A 17,331-nucleotide genomic window follows, 5' to 3' on the forward strand; every position below is an offset into this window, starting at 1 on the left:
GGGCCTCCGGTTCCGGGCTCCGGTCAGCCGATCGGCTTGCGGGCCTCCTCGCGGACCTTGGCCGTCTCCGCCGCGACCGCCGCCAGGTCGATGGACTTGGCGTCCTTGAGCACGCTCTCCGGGCGGATCACCGCGATCATCGCGGCGGTGTTGTCGTCGCCCCAGGCGCACATGGGGATGTTCGCGACGCCGCCGCCCTCGTTCGACTGCACGACCTGGCACTCGATCGTGATGCCGTACCCCTCGGGCGTGAACTTCTTGGCGGGCACGACGAGCTTCGCGCCGTCGGCCTCCGCCGCCCCCTCCATGATCTTGCCGCGCATGAAGTCGGGGCTGGCCAGCCGCCCGTACATCCCCGAGAGCACCAGGGCTCCGCCCTTGGCCGACGTGTAGTGCGCGACGACCGCCTCGCCGTCCCGGATGCTGGGGTCGGGGGTGTCCTCGATCTCCTTGCCCTCGGTCTCCGACAGGTCCTGGCCCAGGCTGAACTCGCCGTCCAGGAGCTTCTGCTGCACGAGGAGCTCGTACTCCGCCTTCGGGTACGCCAGGTCGGTGCCCTTGTCGGCGAGCTGGGTGACGCCGAAGACGATCCCGCCCGCCACCACCACCGCGCCGACCGCGATCCCGACGATGAGCCCGGTCCGCTTCCTCCGCGGCGGCTGCGGGCCCAGGGGCGGCCAGCCGCCGCCCGCGCCCGGGCCGCCTCCGCCGGGTATGCCGGGCTGGCCCCAGCCGCCCTGCTGGGGCGGCGGCGGGGGCTGTTGCGGGTAGCCGTAGGGCTGCTGCGGCACGGCCCCCGGCGCGGCCGGCGGCGCGCCGTAGGGGTTCTGGCCGTAGGGGTTCTGCGGGGGCGGCGGCCCGTACGGGCCCTGCGGCGGGTGCGGCGGGGTGGTCATGCGCTCACGGTACGACACGTTTGCGAACGGAATTTCGATGCGTCCGATATCGGTATCAGGTCGAGAGCATCGGCCCCGATCGACCGGCCCGCCCATCGCCCCGCGCCCTGTCGACCCGGCCCTGTCGACCCGGCCCTGTCGTCCGGGCCCCATCGCCCCGACTCCACCACCCCACCGCCGCGGCCGGCGCCTCGGCCCGTCGCGGCCCGCCGTCGCCTCAGCCCAACGGCTCGCGCCTGCGCAGCCAGCCCTCCGGCGCCCCGGCCGTCCCGGTCGCCGCCCCGACCACGCCCCCGGTGATGGCGCACGTGGTGTCGACGTCGCCGAGGCCCTCGGCCGTCGCCCAGAGCGCCGCCTCCAGGTCGTCCCCGTGGCGGGTCGCGGTCCACAGCGCGAAGGGCACGGTGTCGTCGGCCCTGATGCGCTGTCCGTTGCCGAGGAGGTCCGCGGCCTTCCACGGTTCCGTGGTGAACGGCGTCCGCGCGGCGCGCCGCACTCCGTCGCGTACCGGCCCTTCGGGCGTCCGGTCCGCGACCGCGTCCAGCGTCAGTTCGCCGCGCGCCGAGAGCGCCGCCGCCACCGCGACGGCCACCGCGCCCGCGATGCCGTCCGGGTGGGCGTGGGTGACCTCCGCCGACAGCGCGGCCTGCGCCGCGACATGGTCCAGGTCTTCGTGGAACCGGGCCCCGAGCGGCGCGACCCGCATGGCCGCGCCGTTGCCGAGGCTGCCGCCGTCGAAGAGTTCGGGGGCCAGCGTGCGCCAGTCGGCCGGGGCCTCCAGCAGCCGGGGCAGCAGGAGGTGCATGCCGTGGCCGTAGCCGCGCGCCTGGTCGGCGTCGAAGGCCAGGGCGTAGCTGAGCGCCAGGTGGTCCTGGTCGACGTGGCCGTGCTCGTCGAGGGAGCGGTTCAGCGCGAGGGCCAGGGCCGTGTCGTCGGTCCAGTGCCAGCGGGGCTCGGGCGGGGTGCGGCGGGCGCGGATCTCGTTCACGGACTGCCGGGGCTCGCGGAAGAGCGGGAACCAGCGCTCCCCGAACGCGTCGCCGAGCGCGAGGGCTTCGAGGCTGCGGCGGGCGGCGGCGCGACCGGCGTCGGTGGCTGCGGGCGGGTTCGTCGTCATGCCCGCATCGTGACCGCCGGGACCCGGTGGCGTACATCCATTATCGGCCCTCGGGCCCCCCGCGCACATCGTTCCGGCAGATGATCTTGTGGGACTTCCGGCGGCCTACGGTGGCCCGTATGACAGTTCTGCACTCCCGCGACCACGGCGGCGACGGGCCGCTTCTCCTTCTGCTGCACGGCGCGGGCCGGTCGTCGGCCGACTGGTCCGCCGCCGCGCCGCGACTGACCGGACGGCACCGGGTGCTCGCGGTGGACCTGCCCGGCCACGGCCGCAGCGCACCGGTCGGCTCCTGGGACTTCGCCGAGGTCTGCGCCGACCTGGACGACACCCTGGCGGCGGCCGGGTCCGCCGGCCGGGTGGCGGTGGCGGGTCACTCGCTGGGCGGCATGGTGGCCTCGGTGTACGCGGCGACGCGTCCGGACCGGGTGGCCGCCTCGGTCGATCTGGACGGCTTCGGATGGGGCCGGCCCGATCAGTACCCCGGGGTGCCCGAGGAGGAGGCCGCCCGGCGGCTGGCGGAGATCGGGGCGATGTCCCGGGCGGCGGCCGGGGCCCGGATGCCCGCCGGGTACGTGGCGGACCAGGTGGCGTACAGCGCCGGCCTCGGCATCCCCCGGGGGCCGGCGGAGGAGACCTGCCGGGCGAGCGTCCGTGAACTTCCGCGTGGTGAGTGGCAGTTGCTGCCCGAGCGGCCGGGCGCCGTGGAGATGCTGGACGCGATGGACGGGCTGGACCTGTTCGCGGTGTTCCGGCGCGTGAGCTGTCCGCTGCTGCTGGTCCGGGCGCTGGACCTGCCCCCGATGCCGCACGGTCCGGAGTGGATGGACGATCTCCTGGTCGCGTACGGGCGGGGCCTGGACCGGGATCTGGCCGCGCTGGCGGCCCGGGAACCCCGGGTCGTGGTCGAGGGCGTCGCGGCCACCCACGCGATGCTCCTCCAGGCCCCGGAGCGGGTGGCTTCGCTGGTCGGGGACTTCCTCGCCCGGTCGGCCGGCGGGGGGTGAAGCGGGGGCCGGGACCGCGCCCCGGCCCCCGCCGTACCGCCCCGCGCCCCGTCAGGCGGCGGCCGCGCCCTCCCCGATCGCCTCCGCGACCTCCGCCACCCGGGCCTCCTCCTCGACGGCGAAGCGTTCGCGGTCCAGTTCCTCGGCTATCTCCTCGTCCTGGGACATCAACAGGTCGAGGTTGGAGTCGCCGAGTTCGAGGACGCCCATGTCGACGTACGCCTTCTGGAGCCGCGGGCCCCACAGGCCGATGTCCTTGACGCACGGGACGATCCGGCTGAACAGGAGCTTGCGGAAGAGCTGGAGGAACTCGGAGTGCTCCGAGAGGTCCTTCGCCTCCTGCTTGCCGATGCCGAAGTTCTCCAGGACCTCGACGCCGCTGAGCCGGTCGCGCATCAGGTAGCAGCCCTCGATGACGAACTCCTCGCGCTCGCGGAGTTCGGCGTCGCTCAGCTGCTTGTAGTAGTCGCGCAGCGCCATCCGCCCGAAGGCGACGTGCCGGGCCTCGTCCTGCATGACGTACGCCAGGATCTGCTTGGGCAGGGGCTTGGTCGTGGTGTCGCGGATCATCCCGAAGGCGGCCAGCGCCAGGCCTTCTATGAGGACCTGCATCCCGAGGTAGGGCATGTCCCAGCGGGAGTCGCGCAGGGTGTCGCCCAGCAGCCCCTGGAGGTTGTCGTTGACCGGGTAGAGCATGCCGATCTTCTCGTGCAGGAAGCGGCCGTAGATCTCGGCGTGCCGGGCCTCGTCCATGGTCTGCGTGGCGGAGTAGAACTTGGCGTCCAGGTCGGGGACGGACTCCACGATGCGCGCCGCGCACACCATCGCGCCCTGCTCGCCGTGCAGGAACTGGCTGAACTGCCAGGAGGTGTAGTGCTTGCGCAGCTCGCCCCGGTCCTTTTCCGTCATCTTCGTCCAGTGCGGGGTGCCGTACAGGGTGAGCGCCTCGTCGGGGGTGCCGAGCGGGTCGGTGGGGTCGACCTCCAGCGACCAGTCGATGCGCTTGTTGCCGTCCCACTGCTTGTCCTTGCCCTTCTGGTAGAGGGCGAGGAGGCGTTCGCGGCCGTCGTCGTAGTCCCAGCTGAACCGGGCGGCACCGGTGGCGGGGACCTGCCAGATCGGCTCGGCGGGCGGGGTGGTGTAGAGGTCATGGGTGGACACGGACGGCTCCTTTGCCTCGCATGGCTCGACTTGATCGACAAGTTCCGTGACGCCGAGGGCAGTTGAGCGCGCTCGTCGGCCGCCTCCCTGGCAGGTTCACACGTTGGTAGACAGCGGGTCAACAAGTCGTACCGAGTCGCACCCAAGGGATTGACGGCCTTGCTGACGGGCAGTCTCATAAGAAGTAACCGCCGGTAACTCCTGTTCCCGGCAACCCCCGTGTGAGGTGCTCCCGTCATGACGCCCGTCACCGCTCGCGATGTCGCCGTGCTCCGCGACGCACTCGGCCCGCTCCGCGACCGCGAGCAGGTCGCCCTGCGACTGCTCGAATCCTCGGCCAAGCACTCCTTCGACCCCGACACCGAACTCGACTGGGACGCGGCCGTCGAGCAGGGCAAGTGGTTCTGGCCGCCGGAGCTGATCTCGCTGTACGGGACCCCGATGTGGGAGCGCATGTCCGAGGAACAGCGCCTGGACCTCTCCCGGCACGAGGCTGCCGCGCTGGCCTCGCTCGGCATCTGGTTCGAGATCATCCTGATGCAGCTGCTGGTCCGGCACGTCTACGACAAGCCGGTGACCAGCAACCACGTCCGCTACGCGCTCACGGAGATAGCCGACGAGTGCCGGCACTCGATGATGTTCGGCCGCATGATCGACTGGGGCGGATCGCCGACGTACCAGGTGCCGCGCGTCTACCACAATCTGGCGCGGGTCCTGAAGACCGTCTCCACGACCCCCGGTTCGTTCGCCGCGACCCTGCTCGGCGAGGAGATCCTCGACTGGATGCAGCGCCTGACCTTCCCGGACGACCGCGTGCAGACCCTGGTGCGCGGTGTGACCCGGATCCATGTGATCGAGGAGGCCCGGCACGTCCGTTACGCCCGGGAGGAGCTGCGCCGCCAGCTGGTGACCGCCCCGCGCTGGGAGCGAGAACTCACCAAGGTCAGCTGCGGCGAGGCGGCCCGGGTCTTCTCCGTCTGCTTCGTGAACCCGCAGGTGTACGAGAACGTCGGCCTGGACCGCCGCGAGGCCGTCGCCCAGGTGAAGGCCAGCGGCCACCGCGCGGAGGTGATGCGGTCCGGCGCGAAACGGCTCACCGACTTCTTCGACGACATCGGCCTGCTGAACGGCGTCGGCCGCCGGCTGTGGCGCAGCTCCGGCCTGCTGGCCTGAAACCCGTGCGGACGGGAGGCGCGGTCCCCGGTGGCCTTAGGGTCGGTGGCATGACCTCCACCGCCGCAGTCCCGCCGCCCCGGGCGACGTACCGCAGGCTCAGCGTCGAGGAGCGCCGCGCCCAGCTGCTGCTCGCCGCGCTCGGCCTCTTCGCCCACCGGGCGCCCGACGAGGTCTCGCTCGACGAGGTGGCGGTGGCGGCCGGGGTGTCCCGGCCGCTCGTCTACCGCTACTTCCCGGGCGGGCGGCAGCAACTGTACGAGGCGGCGCTCGGCTCGGCGGCCGACGAGCTGACGCTGTGCTTCACCGAGCCGCCGGTGGGCCCGCCCACCGAGCGGGTCGCCCGGGTACTGGACCGCTATCTGCGCTTCGTCGACGAGCACGACACCGGATTCAGCGCCCTGCTGCGCGGCGGCAGCGTCGTGGAGACCTCCCGTACGACGACGATCGTGGACGGGGTGCGAAGGGCGGCGGCCGACGAGATCCTGCGCCACCTCGGGCGGATGGGCGGGGAGCAGCCCGCCGGGCCGAGACTCCGGATGATGGTGCGCAGCTGGATCGCCGCCGTCGAGGCCGCCTCGCTGATCTGGCTGGACGACGGGAAGCGGCCGGCCGCTTCCGAGCTGCGCGGCTGGCTGGTCGACCACCTGATCGCCCTGCTCGCCGCGACCGCCGCCACCGACCCGGAGACCGCGGCGGTGGTGAACGACCTGCTGGCCCTGGAGACCTCCGACGGCCCGGCCGGACAGTTGGCGGAACGGGTGATTCCGATCGTCGCGGAGGCGGCGCACCTGCTGCCCGCCGCCGCTGCGTCAGACTGACCGGGTGAAGAGCGAGAACACCCCTTTCCGAGGCGGGCCCCTGGACGGCCGGGTCCTGCCGATCCTGCTCGGCCCGACCGGCCATCCGCCGAAGTGGTACGAGGTCCCGGTGCCCTCCCCCGACGGCGGCCCCGCCACCGTGTACGCCTACCAGCGGGTTCCGGCCGGCTACACCAAGCGGCTCGGGCTCCAGCGCGGCTGGGTGTACGAGTACGCCCCCGGGGGCCGCGAGCAGCGCGCCCTCAAGTGGCCCTGGTCCAGGACTCCCCCGAGCTCCCCGGGCCGCGACTGAGCGGCGGGCGACCGCCCGTGGACCACAGGCCCTAAGATCGACGGTCAGGCGCCGAAGGACGGCTCACTCGGTCGCCGGAAGACGGTCACTAGGGGGGTGCGCCATGGAGGCGCTGCGTCAGGACGATCCACGCCGCTTCGGCCGCTTCACCGCGTTGGCCCGCTTCCACGAAGGCGCGAGCGCCGTGCGGTACGTGGCGCGGGACACCGCATCCGGCGAGGTGGCCCTCATCACCGCCGCGCGCCCCGAGTTGGCCGCCGTACCGGCGTACCGTCGCCGCTTCCAGGCCGAGGCGCGCACCGCCGAACGCCTCGCGGGCGGCTGGGTGGCCCCGTCCCTGGACACCGGCGAGGAGCCGGAGACCCCGGGCGACGGGCCGGAACCCCTGTGGACGGCGGCGGGTTACGTCCCCGCGCTGCCGCTGGCCGAGGCGATCGGGATCGCCGGTCCGCTGGACGAGCGGGCCCTGCGGATACTGGGCGCGGGCATCGCCGAGATCCTCTCCCGGGTGCATGCCGCCGGGGCCGTGCTCCAGGGGCTGGCTCCCGGCACGGTGCTGCTGGCCGCCGACGGACCGCGCCTCACCGCCTTCGGCCCGCTGGGCGCGGCGGCCTCGGCGGAGGCCCGTCCTGGCGGCCAGCTCTCGGTGCGGCTCGGTTATCTGACGCCCGAGCAGATCGAGGGCAAGGAGGTCTCCGCCGCCTCCGACCTGTTCGTGCTGGGGTTGCTGCTGGCGTACGCGGCGACCGGGACGACCCCGTTCACGGAGGGCCCGGCCGAGGAGGCCGCCCGCCGGATCGCCGGGGACGAGCCCGAACTCGACGCCGTACCGGAGGCGTTGCGCGAACTGATCACGAACTGCCTGGCGAAGGACCCGGCCGCGCGGCCCACGGCCGGCACGGTCGCCGCCGAACTGGCCCTGGAAGGCGCGGCGGGCCTCGCCCGGGGCGGCTGGCTCCCCGAGCGGCTCGCGGCGGCGGTCGCGGACCAAGAGGCGCGGGTCCTGGCCCTGGAGGCGCCGGAGGAGAACCCGGAGACACCGGAGAAGGCCCCGGCTCCTGTCTCGGCGGAGGCCCCGGAGCCCGTGAAGGACACGGCGGCCCCGGAGCCCGCAGAGGGCACCACGGCCCCGCAGTCGGAGGACGCGCAGCCCGAGGACGCGCGGCCCGAGGACGCGGCGCCGGTGGACGCGCCCGCCTCGCCGGTGGAGACCTCCGTGGCCCCGGCGCCCGCAGGAAGCCCCGCGACCGCGGAACCGGAGGATGCCCGGCCGGTGGACGCGCCCGCACCCCGGGAGCCCGCCGCGTCGGCGGCCGGGGGCGACGGGGACATCGGGGAGGACCGGGGCACCACGCGGTTCCTCAACACCGGGCCGAGGCCGCCGCAGAACGACCGTCCGACGACGCAGCTCTCCCTCCCCGCCGAACTCGTCGCACCCCCGGGGACCGCCCCCGCCCCGGTGGCACAGCCGATACCGCCCGCCCTGCCCGTCGCTCCCGTCGCCCCGCAGCATCCGGGCCCGACGCACGGCGGGCCCGCCCCGTACCCCGCGGCGGCGCTCCCGGCCGGGCCCGCCGGTTCCGGCGGCGCCGGCGGGGGCCCGATGGTGTCGTTGCCGCTGCCTCCCGCGCCGGCCCCCGTACCCGACCCCGCCGCGAGCCGTCGGACCCTGCTGACCATCGCGGCGGCCGCCGTCGGCGGGCTGATCGTGGGCGGCGGTTCGGTCGCCGCTCTCGGCTCCGGGGACACCGCGGTGGCGACGGACGACAAGCCCGCGCCGAAGCCCCGCCGCACACTTCCCGGGCAGCCCCCCGAGCCGCGCTGGATCTACACGCACCCGGCCTCCGAGTCGTCCCCGCTCACGACCGCCGTCTGGCGGGACAAGCTCCTCCTGGTGACCAGCGAGAGCCAGGCCAGCGCCGTGGACCTGCGCACCGGCAAGCGGCTGTGGCAGCGCGCGGACGGCGCGAAGGGGCAGGCCGCGCTGGCGGCGGGCGCCGATCTGGTCTTCGTGGCGAGCCCGTCGGAGTTCCTGTGGCTGTCGCCGAAGAACGGCAAGGTCGTGCACCGCGTGCGCTACACGGACGCCTTCGCCGACCTGCCGGGCCTCGCCGTCGGGCCACTGGCCGGGAACTCCGGGCCGGTCGTCTGGTTCACCGGTTCGCACACGGTCACCGTGAAGGCCCCGAAGCCGAAGAAGGGCAAGAAGAAGGGCAAGGACAAGGAGGTCGTCCAGGCCCACTTCTTCGCGTACGACATCGTGCAGCGCAAGGAGCTGTGGCGGACCCCCGTGCCCGCGGGGCGCGCCCCGGGCACCCCTGCCTACCGGGTGGTCGTGGACCGCTCCGCCGACGTCCTCGTACGGCAGGACGCGGTCAGCCTGACGGCGGCCGAGGTCAAGGCGGCCAAGGGGAAGGGATCCATCCGCTCGTTCGACCAGAAGACCGGCAAGCTGCTGTGGACCAAGCAGTACGCCGCGGTCTCCCCCGAGGCGGCCACCGGGGGCGACGAGGACGGGACGCTGTACGCGGCGGTCGGCAAGGACCTCCAGGCCTTCGAGACGGACACGACGAAGCCGCTGTGGCGCGTCGAGGGCAGCGACGGCTCGGTGTTCGGTACCCCGCTGGTCGCCGGGCCCCTGATCCACACCACCGAGCGCAGCCAGCTGGTCGGCGCGGTGGAGCGGGAGAGCGGCAGGCTCGTGTGGCGGCGGTCCACGGAGGTGCCGGGCACCGGCAACGCCCCGTCGCTCACGCTCAGCGGCAGCGAGAAGACCCTGGTCGCCGCCGACGCCGTCCAGGTCACGGCGTTCTCGGCGGCCGACGGCGAACGGCTGTGGAAGTTCCAGGACATCGGGTCGGCCGACCCGAAGGGGGCGACGGTGAGCGCGCAGTACCGGGCGCTCGCCGCCGGGGAGACCGTCGTGGTCCAGCGGGACCGGGCCTTCTACGCCTTCCCGGTCGCCTGAGGTCCGGCCCCTCCTTTCACCATCATCACCACCGCCGCCGTCCGGGGGACCCCCCGGACGGCGCGCCGCCCGGTGCTTGCGCCACCTGACATCACGTGACCGGATTATCGGATTCGCCCATTTATGGACGAGCCCGTAGCCGGGCTACGTCTCCGTCACGGAGGTGATGTCGTGTCAGGCAGGCTCCTGCGCGTGGTCTGCACGACCGCGCTGTGCGCGGCGCTCACGGTCTCCCCCGCCACCGCCGCGTCGGCCGAGCCGGGCCCCGTACCGTCCGAGGAATCCGCGCCGCTCACCGAGGAGACCGCGGGGACGGCCTCCACGGACACGGAAGACGCTGCGGACACTGCGGACGCAGAAGACGCTACGGACGCTGAGGAGGATTCCCCCGGCACAACCGATCCGGACGCGGCGGAGGTCGACGCCGAGACCGCCCTCGGCGCGCCCGATGCGCCCAGGAGCATCACCGCCCTGCTGCGCGAGCTGCAGACCCGCTACCGGTCGGCGGAGGAGGCGAGCGAGACCTACAACGCCACCGCGGAGAAGCTGAAGCAGCGGACCGCGCAGGTGAAGAAGGTGAACGCGGACCTGGCGAAGGCGCGGGCCGCGCTGGAGCTCAGCCGCGGGGACGCCGGGCGGCTGGCCCGGGAGCAGTACCAGGGGCGTACCGAGTTCTCCGCGTACCTCCGGCTGCTGCTGTCCCGGGATCCCCTGCGGGCCCTGGACCAGACCCATGTGGTGGGGCGGCTGGCCGCGAACCGGGCCGCGACGGTGGACCGGCTGACCGACGACGCCCGGCGGGCCGACACCCTGGCCGCCGCCTCCCGCAAGGCGCTGGACCAGCAGAAGAAGCTGGCCGACCGGCAGAAGAAGCAGCGCGACACCGTGCGCGGGAAGCTCAAGGAGGTCGAGGGGCTGCTGGCCACGCTCTCCGAGGAGCAGATGACCCAGCTCGCCGGTCTCGAACAGCGGGGCGTGGACAAGGCACAGCGCGACCTGGTGGCCTCCGGGGCGCTCAGCTCCACCCGGCCGCCCACCCGCCAGGGCGGCGACGCCGTCGCGTACGCGGTCCGGCAGATCGGCAAGCCGTACGTGTGGGGGGCCGAGGGCCCCGCTTCCTTCGACTGCTCCGGGCTCACGTCCCAGGCCTGGTCGGCGGCGGGGCGGACGATCCCGCGCACCTCGCAGGAACAGTGGAAGCAGCTCCCGAAGGTGCCGGTCTCCGCGCTGCGCCCCGGAGACCTGGTGATCTACTTCCCGAAGGCGACCCACGTGGCGCTGTACATCGGCAACGGCCTGGTGGTGCAGGCGCCCCGCCCCGGCACGAAGGTCAAGGTCTCACCGCTGGCGTCGAACCCGCTGCTGGGCGCCGTCCGGCCCGACCCCGGCGGCGCCCCGCTGTCCACGTACACGCCCCCGGAACTGCCCGAGGGCGCACGCGACGGCGCGGACACCGGGTACGGCACGGACGCGGCGCCGGACACCCCCTAGCCGCCGGACGTTCCTCAAGCGTGTCGCGGACAGACCTCGGCGGCCGGACCGGCGGTGCGGGTCCGGCCGCCGAAGCGTTGGGGGGGCGCTCAGGCTCCGGTGAGCGAGGCCAGGTAGGCGTTCGTCTTCTCGGGCTCGTAGAAGAAGTTCTCGAAGTCCGCCGGGTTGTTGAAGCCGTTGGCGAAGCGGTCCGCGGCGGGCTGGAGCTGGCCGGCGGCGCCGATCAGGTTCAGCACGTGCTCCGGCGGGACGCCGAGCATCGCGTTGGTCCACTTCGTGACGTGCTGCGCGGTCTCCCAGTAACGGTCGAACGTGGACTGCATCCACGCCGCGTCGAACTCCTTCCCACCGTGCTCGATGATCGAGTCCAGGTACGCGTTCGCGCACTTGGAGGCGGAGTTGGACCCCTGGCCGGTGATCGGGTCGTTGGCCACGACGACGTCCGCGACGCCGAGGACCAGGCCGCCGCCGGGCAGCCGCCCGATCGGCTTGCGGACCGTGGGGGCGTAGCGGCCGGCGAGGGTGCCGTTGGCGTCGGTCAGCTCGACCTTGGTGGCGCGGGCGTACTCCCAGGGCGTGAACTTCTCCATGAGCTCCAGCGTCTTCGCCAGGTGCTCGGAGGGGTCCTTGATGCCCTGGAAGGCGTCGAGCGGTCCGCCCGGGATGCCCTCCCAGAAGAGGATGTCGGCGCGGCCGGAGGTGGTGAGCGTCGGCATCACGAACAGCTCGCCGACGCCCGGCACCAGGTTGCAGCGGACCGCGTCGAACTCCGGGTGCTCGGGGCGCGGGCCCATGCCGTGGACGTAGGCGACGGCCAGCGCCCGCTGCGGGGCGTCGAACGGCGAACGGGCCGCGTCCCGGCCGAACATGGAGACCAGCTCGCCCTTGCCGGCCGAGACCATCACCAGGTCGTAGGTGCGGGAGAAGTAGTCCAGGTCGGAGACGGCCGCCCCGTGGATGACGAGCTGGCCGCCGCGCTGGGCGAAGGTCTCCATCCAGCCGGCCATCTTCACGCGCTGGTCGACGGACTGGGCGAACCCGTCGAGCTTGCCGACCCAGTCGATGGCGCGCGAGGAGTCGGGGGCGGCGACGGAGACGCCGAGGCCCTCGATCCTCGGGGCCTGGGACTCCCAGAAGTTCAGCTGGTAGTCCCGCTCGTGCTGGAGCGCGGTGTGGAACATGCACTGCGTCGACATGACCCGGCCGGTGCGGATCTCGTCGGCTGTGCGGTTGGACATCAGGGTGACTTCGTAGCCTTGGGACTGCAGCCCCAGGGCCAGCTGGAGCCCGGACTGGCCGGCTCCGACTATGAGTATCTTCCGCATCGCGGCTCTCCGTTGTGTGTGATCCAGCGCTCCGCCGCTCCGTGCGGAGCCGCCGAGCTATGCGGGGGTGGCGTCGAGAGCATGGCCCACGAGGGCCAGGAGCGACTCGACGACCGTGATCCTGTTACGAGCGTCCATGATCACTATCGGGACCTGCGGGGGTACGGTCAGGGCCTCCCTGACGTCCTCCGCCTCGTAACCGGGCGTCCCCTCGAAGTGGTTGACGGCCACGATGTACGGCAGTCCGCAGCTCTCGAAGTAGTCGAGTGCGGGGAAGCAGTCCTCCAGCCGCCGGGTGTCGGCGAGGACGACCGCGCCGATCGCCCCGCGCACCAGGTCGTCCCACATGAACCAGAAGCGCTGCTGGCCCGGGGTGCCGAAGACGTACAGGACGAGATCGTCCTCCAGCGTGAGCCGGCCGAAGTCCATGGCCACCGTGGTGGTGGTCTTCTCGGGCGTCGCGGAGAGGTCGTCGGTCTCCTCGCTGGCCTGGGTCATCAGCGCTTCGGTCTGCAGCGGCGTGATCTCGGAGACCGAGCCGACGAACGTCGTCTTGCCGACGCCGAATCCGCCCGCCACCACGATCTTGGTGGCGGTGGGCGCGCGGGTGTGGTCGAGCTGCCAGGCCTGGAGTGATTCCTCGGCCTGTTCCCGGGGCCCCGGCTGGCGCGGGGCGAAGAGCGGCGCCTCAGAGACGGCGGAGTCCATTGAGCACCCTTTCGAGCAGTGCGCGGTCGGGCTGGCCGGCGCCGTGGCCGGTTCCGTACACGCGGATCTTTCCCTGGTCGGCCAAGTCGCTGAGCAGCACCCGGACGACTCCGAGCGGCATCTTCAACAGGGCCGAGATCTCCGCGACCGTACGCATCCGGCGGCAGAGTTCGACGATGGCCCGGAGCTCCGGCATGACCCGCGAGGCGAGGTTGCCGTTGGTGAGTTCGCGGCGCTCGTCGGGTGCTTCGAGGGCCGCGACGAACGTCTCGACCAGCAGGACGTGCCCGAACCGGGTGCGACCGCCGGTGAGGGAGTACGGGCGGACCCGGGCCGGGCGTTTGTCCGCCCCTCGGACGGGGAGCCGGGGGCCGGGTTCTGCGGCGGCGGTGGTCACAGGGCGCTCTCCATCGATTTGCGCAGCTCACTGCGGAGTTCGGGGGTGAGTACGTGTCCGGCCCGGCCGACGAAGAGGGCCATGTGGTAGGCGACGACGCTCATGTCGCAGTCCGGGGTGGCGTGGACGCCGAGGAGGGAGCCGTCGCTGATCGACATGACGAAGACGCTGCCCTCGTCCATGGCGACCATCGTCTGTTTGACGCCGCCGCCGTCCATCAGCTTCGCGGCTCCGACCGTCAGCGAACCGATGCCGGAGACGATCGTCGCCAGGTCGGCGCTGGATCCCTTGGGCCCGTCCGACATCCCGGCGGCCGGTCCGGCCGCCTTCGCGGTCAGATGGCCGGGGTCGGAGGAGAGCAGCATCAGGCCGTCGGACGAGACGACGGTGACCGAGTGGACCCCTGGCACCTCCTCCACGAGATTGCTCAGCAACCAGTGAAGGTTCCGGGCTTCGGTACTCAGCCCGAATGTGCTGGGCGCAGTCAACTGCGTGCCTCCTCGACTGTGTCCCCCGTCTCTTCGTTCCGGCCGTCCGCCCGGCCGCCGGTCTCAGCGGTCCGTGCGGTCCTTGCGTTACGTGCGTCCTGTGCGGCGCCTGTGGCGTGTGCGGTGGTGCTCTCGTGCCCCGTACGCCCGGCGGGTACGCCCCCGGGGTCGGCGACGGTGACGCCGCCGGTCTCGGCGATCTCCGCCTCGACGTCGCGCCGGCCCTCCTTCGCCGCCTGGTGGAAGCTGCCGAGCCGGCGGCGCAGGGCGTCCCGGTCGAGGCTGCCGGTACGCCCGGGGGCGGGGGTCGAGTCGGGCCGGACCACCTTGGGGGTGCGCTTCGGCAGCCCCTTGTCGGTGATCCGTCCGGCCTCGGGGCGGCGGGGGCCGGGGACGGTCTCGGCGGGGGCGCCGGCCGCTTCGGCATGGGGCGCGGGGCGGAACGCGGGCCCGTCCGGGTCCTGCTCCGCCGGGCCGGTCTCGGCCGGGCGCTCATGGCGGTCGGGGCCGATCGCGTACGGGTCGGCGGTGCCCGGCACGGCCGGGGTGTCCACCGCCGCCGGGACGCCGGGGGTCGCGGGGACCGTCGGGTCGGTCGGGGCCATCGGGTCGGCCGGGACCTTCGGGGCGGCCGGGACCTTCGGGTCGGCCGGAGGAGGCTTCGGGAGGCGGACCTGAAGGGTGATCTCGGAGTCCGACTCGGCTCCGGATTCGGGTCCGGCTTCGGCTTCGGCTTCGGCTTCGGTCCCGCCCTCGGCTTCGGCTTCCGCGACCGGCTGTCGCGCGTCCTGCTCCCGCGGCGGTACGGCGGTGGCTTCCGGGTCCTCGTCGGCCTCGGCGTTCTCGGCCGCAGCCTCCTCGGCCGCCGCGTTCTCGCGGATCGTCCGCTCGGCGGCGACGATCAGGGGGTCGACGGCGGGCACGGGCTCGACGGCCGCCTCGGGGGCGCTCTCCGCCTCGGGCTCCGGGGCCGGGGCCGGCTGCGCCTCGGCGGGCGTCCCGGGACCGGGGGCCGAGGGCGGGAGCGGTGAACGGCTGGGCAGGGCGTTGGAGTTCGCCTCCGCCACCGAGCCCGGCAGGTTGAGCGTGGGCGCGTCACCGGGCAGCTGCACGGCGGGCGGCGAGGACGCGGGCAGGGAGTTGGGCAGCAGGGCGCTCGGCAGGACGACGACGGCCGTCACACCACTCCCCTTCTGCTCGCGCAGCTGGACCCGCACTCCGTGCCGGGCGGCCAGCAACGACGTGACCTGGAGGCCGAGTCCGGCCCCGGTCATGTCGATGTGCCGCTCCCCCGGCTCGAACGAGGCCGGGTCGGCCAGCCTGGCATTGAGTTCGCCCATCCGGACCGTCGACATGCCGATGCCCGCGTCCGACACGGAGAGCATCACCTCACCGCTCTCCAGCAGCCAGCCGGACAGCTCGACATGGGAGTCGGGCGGCGAGAAGGAGGTCGCGTTCTCCAGGAGCTCGGCGAGGAGGTGGCTGAGGTCGTCGGCGGCGAACCCGGCGATCTGGGCGTGCGGCGGCAGGGACTGGATGGTGACCCGCTCGTACCGCTCGATCTCGCTGACGGCCGCGCGCGCCACGTCGACCAGCGGGATCGGCCCGGCGTGGCCGTGGCCGTGCTCGGCGCCCGCGAGGACGAGCATGTTCTCGCTGTGGCGGCGCATGACCGTGGCCATGTGGTCCAGCTTGAACAGGGTGGCCAGGCGCTCCGGGTCCTGCTCGCGCTCCTCCAGGCCCTCGATGACGCCGAGCTGCCGCTCGACCAGTCCGAGGGTGCGCAGGGAGAGGTTGACGAAGGTGTGGTTGACCGTATTCCTCAGCTGCTCCAGCTGCGTGGCCAGCTCGGTGGTCCGCGTCTGGAGTTCGGCCCGCTGGGCGACGAGGGTCTCCCGGCCCTCGATCAGCTTGGTGCGCTCCCCGGTAAGGCTCTCGACGCGTCCGGTGACGTCCTGGTGCAGGGTGGTGAGCCTGCCGTGCAGGGAGTTCATCGACCGTACGACCTGGGCGAACTCGTCGTTGCGGCCGGTGTAGCGGACCGGTTCGGCGCTCTCGGGGTCCTCGGCGAGGCGTGCGGCGCCGATGCGCAGGACGGCGAGCGGCTGGGTGAGGGTGCGGGCGACGGCGGTGGAGACGCCGACGGCGAGCAGGAAGCAGCCGCCGAGCAGGGCGATGCTCAGTTCGAGGGCGGTGACGTCGTCGTCGCGGAGGCCCTCCAGGTCCTGGACCTGGCCGGTGGTCAGGGCGGACTCGACGCTGCGCAGCCGGTCGACGCGGGCGGAGAGCGCGGCCTCCAGCTTCTTGGGGCTGATCCTGCGCTCCGCCTCCGAGAGCTCGGGGCGGTCGGTGAGGCGGGTGAGGTACTTCTCCGCGTCGTTGACCTCGGATCCGGTGACGGTGGCGGAGAGCTTGTCGCGGGCCTCCGGGTTCGCCGCCTGGTCGAAGTCGGCCAGTGCGGCCAGCTCCCGGACGCGGGCCTGCTGGGCGGCGGCGCTCAGTTCGTCGCGTTCGCGGCCGGCCCGGGTGTCGCCCTCGTCCTGGGTCGCCACGGGCAGCCCGGTGAAGGGGTCCGTCCGGGTCTGCGGCTCGGGGCTCGGCACGGCGAGCGCGGCGAGGAGGAGCCCGCGGGTGGCGGAGGCCTGTTCGGACGCGCCGCCGAGGGTGAGCGGGGCCCGGGTGGCGTCGGCGGCGCGCGGCGGGGTCTTCTCCGCCAGTTCGGCGGCGATGCCGTGCAGCTTGGCGATGACGTCGGAGTACGCCTGGTGCGCCTCCAGAGCCGAGCCCTTGCCGGTCAGCGCGTCACGGCGCAGCGAGGGAACCGTCGAGAGGTCGCGGCGCAGGGCCGCGGAGGCCGCCTCGTGGATCTCGTCGATCTGCTGGTCGACCCGGGTGGTGCGGGCGGTGCGGTTCTTCGCGCCGGCGCTGTCGTCGGCCTTCTCGTCCCGGCCGTCGGCGATGTACGCGGTGATGGCGTCACGCTCGTCGGCGAGGGAGTGCGCGAGGGTGACCGCCTGCTGGTTCAGCTGCGCGAGGGTGACCAGCCGCTGGGACTCGGTCAGATCGGTGGAGGCCCCGAGCACGGCGGGGGCGCCCGCCGCTATGACGATGACGCCGACGACCGCGACACCGGCGACCAGTCGGCTGCGCACCCGCACGGTCCGCTTGTCCGCGCCGGGCTCCGGAGGCGTCGCCCCGGAACCGTCGCGCGTCGTGCCCTTGCTCCGCGGCCGCTTCTTCTGCACCGGTGCTCGCAATCTTGACTCGTCCACCCTTGAAGCAGAGGTGACGCACGGTCACATGGAAGGGCGCCCCGCTCCTGGTACGGCTTCTGACCATTCCAGCGCTTTTGAGAGGGGGGCGCGCATCAACCGCTCCGCCACTCGAAGGAGTGAACATCACTCTTGAGTTGGCGAACAAGTCTCCCCTGGTGCGCCCCTGACCATGCGTGGGCCATGGGGTGGAACTTCCGCTCCGCCTTTGGCAG

The 17,331-nt window shown here is 73.2% G+C and carries 14 protein-coding genes; 6 read left to right on the forward strand and 8 right to left on the reverse strand.

Annotated elements, in window-relative coordinates:
* Nucleotides 1-23: 23 nt before the first annotated feature.
* Nucleotides 24-896 (reverse strand): hypothetical protein, encoded by an 873-nt coding sequence (locus tag IE272_RS06105; RefSeq protein ID WP_056700588.1) that lies wholly within the window; start codon nt 894-896, stop codon nt 24-26.
* Nucleotides 897-1,113: 217 nt separating this feature from the next.
* The gene (locus IE272_RS06110) at nt 1,114-2,013 is read right to left on the reverse strand and encodes an ADP-ribosylglycohydrolase family protein (RefSeq protein WP_190006415.1); all 900 of its coding nucleotides are present in this window, start codon (nt 2,011-2,013) and stop codon (nt 1,114-1,116) included.
* A 119-nt stretch (nt 2,014-2,132) separates the two neighbouring features.
* Between IE272_RS06110 and IE272_RS06115 the strand changes: the two genes are divergently transcribed.
* Nucleotides 2,133-3,020 (forward strand): alpha/beta fold hydrolase, encoded by an 888-nt coding sequence (locus IE272_RS06115; RefSeq protein ID WP_190006416.1) that lies wholly within the window; start codon nt 2,133-2,135, stop codon nt 3,018-3,020.
* 51 nt (nt 3,021-3,071) lie between these two features.
* Here IE272_RS06115 and IE272_RS06120 read toward each other — a convergent pair whose 3' ends face one another.
* Nucleotides 3,072-4,181 (reverse strand): ferritin-like domain-containing protein, encoded by a 1,110-nt coding sequence (locus IE272_RS06120; RefSeq protein ID WP_050360422.1) that lies wholly within the window; start codon nt 4,179-4,181, stop codon nt 3,072-3,074.
* Nucleotides 4,182-4,418: 237 nt separating this feature from the next.
* On the opposite strand from IE272_RS06120, the gene IE272_RS06125 reads away from it, so the two are divergent.
* The 5 genes from IE272_RS06125 to IE272_RS06145 all read left to right on the forward strand — a co-directional run bounded on the left by IE272_RS06125 (nt 4,419) and on the right by IE272_RS06145 (nt 10,926).
* Nucleotides 4,419-5,354: an AurF N-oxygenase family protein gene (locus IE272_RS06125; protein WP_190006417.1), complete on the forward strand. Its 936-nt coding sequence runs from the start codon at nt 4,419-4,421 to the stop codon at nt 5,352-5,354.
* A gap of 50 nt (nt 5,355-5,404) precedes the next feature.
* Nucleotides 5,405-6,175: a TetR/AcrR family transcriptional regulator gene (locus IE272_RS06130; protein WP_050360425.1), complete on the forward strand. Its 771-nt coding sequence runs from the start codon at nt 5,405-5,407 to the stop codon at nt 6,173-6,175.
* A 4-nt stretch (nt 6,176-6,179) separates the two neighbouring features.
* Nucleotides 6,180-6,467 (forward strand): DUF8847 domain-containing protein, encoded by a 288-nt coding sequence (locus IE272_RS06135; protein WP_050360426.1) that lies wholly within the window; start codon nt 6,180-6,182, stop codon nt 6,465-6,467.
* Nucleotides 6,468-6,570: 103 nt separating this feature from the next.
* Nucleotides 6,571-9,435 carry an outer membrane protein assembly factor BamB family protein gene (locus IE272_RS06140; protein WP_190006418.1) on the forward strand — a complete coding sequence of 955 codons (2,865 nt, stop codon included), beginning with the start codon at nt 6,571-6,573 and terminating at the stop codon, nt 9,433-9,435.
* Nucleotides 9,436-9,606: 171 nt separating this feature from the next.
* The gene (locus tag IE272_RS06145) at nt 9,607-10,926 is read left to right on the forward strand and encodes a C40 family peptidase (RefSeq protein WP_190006419.1); all 1,320 of its coding nucleotides are present in this window, start codon (nt 9,607-9,609) and stop codon (nt 10,924-10,926) included.
* Nucleotides 10,927-11,015: 89 nt separating this feature from the next.
* Here IE272_RS06145 and IE272_RS06150 read toward each other — a convergent pair whose 3' ends face one another.
* Genes IE272_RS06150 through IE272_RS06170 form a run of 5 tightly spaced genes read right to left on the reverse strand, consistent with a single transcriptional unit; the run spans nt 11,016 to nt 17,089 of the window.
* Nucleotides 11,016-12,251, reverse strand: coding sequence for a styrene monooxygenase/indole monooxygenase family protein (locus tag IE272_RS06150; RefSeq protein ID WP_190006420.1), 1,236 nt, complete (start codon nt 12,249-12,251; stop codon nt 11,016-11,018).
* A gap of 57 nt (nt 12,252-12,308) precedes the next feature.
* A complete protein-coding gene (locus IE272_RS06155; protein WP_050360430.1) occupies nt 12,309-12,959 on the reverse strand; it encodes a GTP-binding protein in 651 nt (216 codons plus the stop codon).
* A complete protein-coding gene (locus IE272_RS06160; RefSeq protein ID WP_007447651.1) occupies nt 12,940-13,356 on the reverse strand; it encodes a DUF742 domain-containing protein in 417 nt (138 codons plus the stop codon). The genes IE272_RS06155 and IE272_RS06160 overlap by 20 nt, the downstream gene beginning before the upstream one ends.
* Nucleotides 13,353-13,844, reverse strand: coding sequence for a roadblock/LC7 domain-containing protein (locus tag IE272_RS06165; protein WP_032790453.1), 492 nt, complete (start codon nt 13,842-13,844; stop codon nt 13,353-13,355). The genes IE272_RS06160 and IE272_RS06165 overlap by 4 nt, the downstream gene beginning before the upstream one ends.
* On the reverse strand, nt 13,841-17,089 hold the full coding sequence (locus IE272_RS06170) for a sensor histidine kinase (RefSeq protein WP_190006556.1): 3,249 nt from the start codon (nt 17,087-17,089) through the stop codon (nt 13,841-13,843). The genes IE272_RS06165 and IE272_RS06170 overlap by 4 nt, the downstream gene beginning before the upstream one ends.
* Nucleotides 17,090-17,331 lie beyond the last annotated feature (242 nt).

Source organism: Streptomyces anulatus, from assembly GCF_014650675.1.
GTDB classification, from domain to species: domain Bacteria; phylum Actinomycetota; class Actinomycetes; order Streptomycetales; family Streptomycetaceae; genus Streptomyces; species Streptomyces anulatus.

What these genes read in the sequence shown, in the direction of transcription:
- IE272_RS06115 (WP_190006416.1), top strand. Translation starts at nt 2,133, where the DNA reads ATGACAGTTCTGCACTCCCGCGACCACGGCGGCGACGGGCCGCTTCTC.
- IE272_RS06130 (WP_050360425.1), top strand. Translation starts at nt 5,405, where the DNA reads ATGACCTCCACCGCCGCAGTCCCGCCGCCCCGGGCGACGTACCGCAGG.
- IE272_RS06150 (WP_190006420.1), bottom strand. Translation starts at nt 12,251, where the DNA reads ATGCGGAAGATACTCATAGTCGGAGCCGGCCAGTCCGGGCTCCAGCTG.
- IE272_RS06155 (WP_050360430.1), bottom strand. Translation starts at nt 12,959, where the DNA reads ATGGACTCCGCCGTCTCTGAGGCGCCGCTCTTCGCCCCGCGCCAGCCG.
- IE272_RS06125 (WP_190006417.1), top strand. Translation starts at nt 4,419, where the DNA reads ATGACGCCCGTCACCGCTCGCGATGTCGCCGTGCTCCGCGACGCACTC.
- IE272_RS06110 (WP_190006415.1), bottom strand. Translation starts at nt 2,013, where the DNA reads ATGACGACGAACCCGCCCGCAGCCACCGACGCCGGTCGCGCCGCCGCC.
- IE272_RS06105 (WP_056700588.1), bottom strand. Translation starts at nt 896, where the DNA reads ATGACCACCCCGCCGCACCCGCCGCAGGGCCCGTACGGGCCGCCGCCC.
- IE272_RS06140 (WP_190006418.1), top strand. Translation starts at nt 6,571, where the DNA reads ATGGAGGCGCTGCGTCAGGACGATCCACGCCGCTTCGGCCGCTTCACC.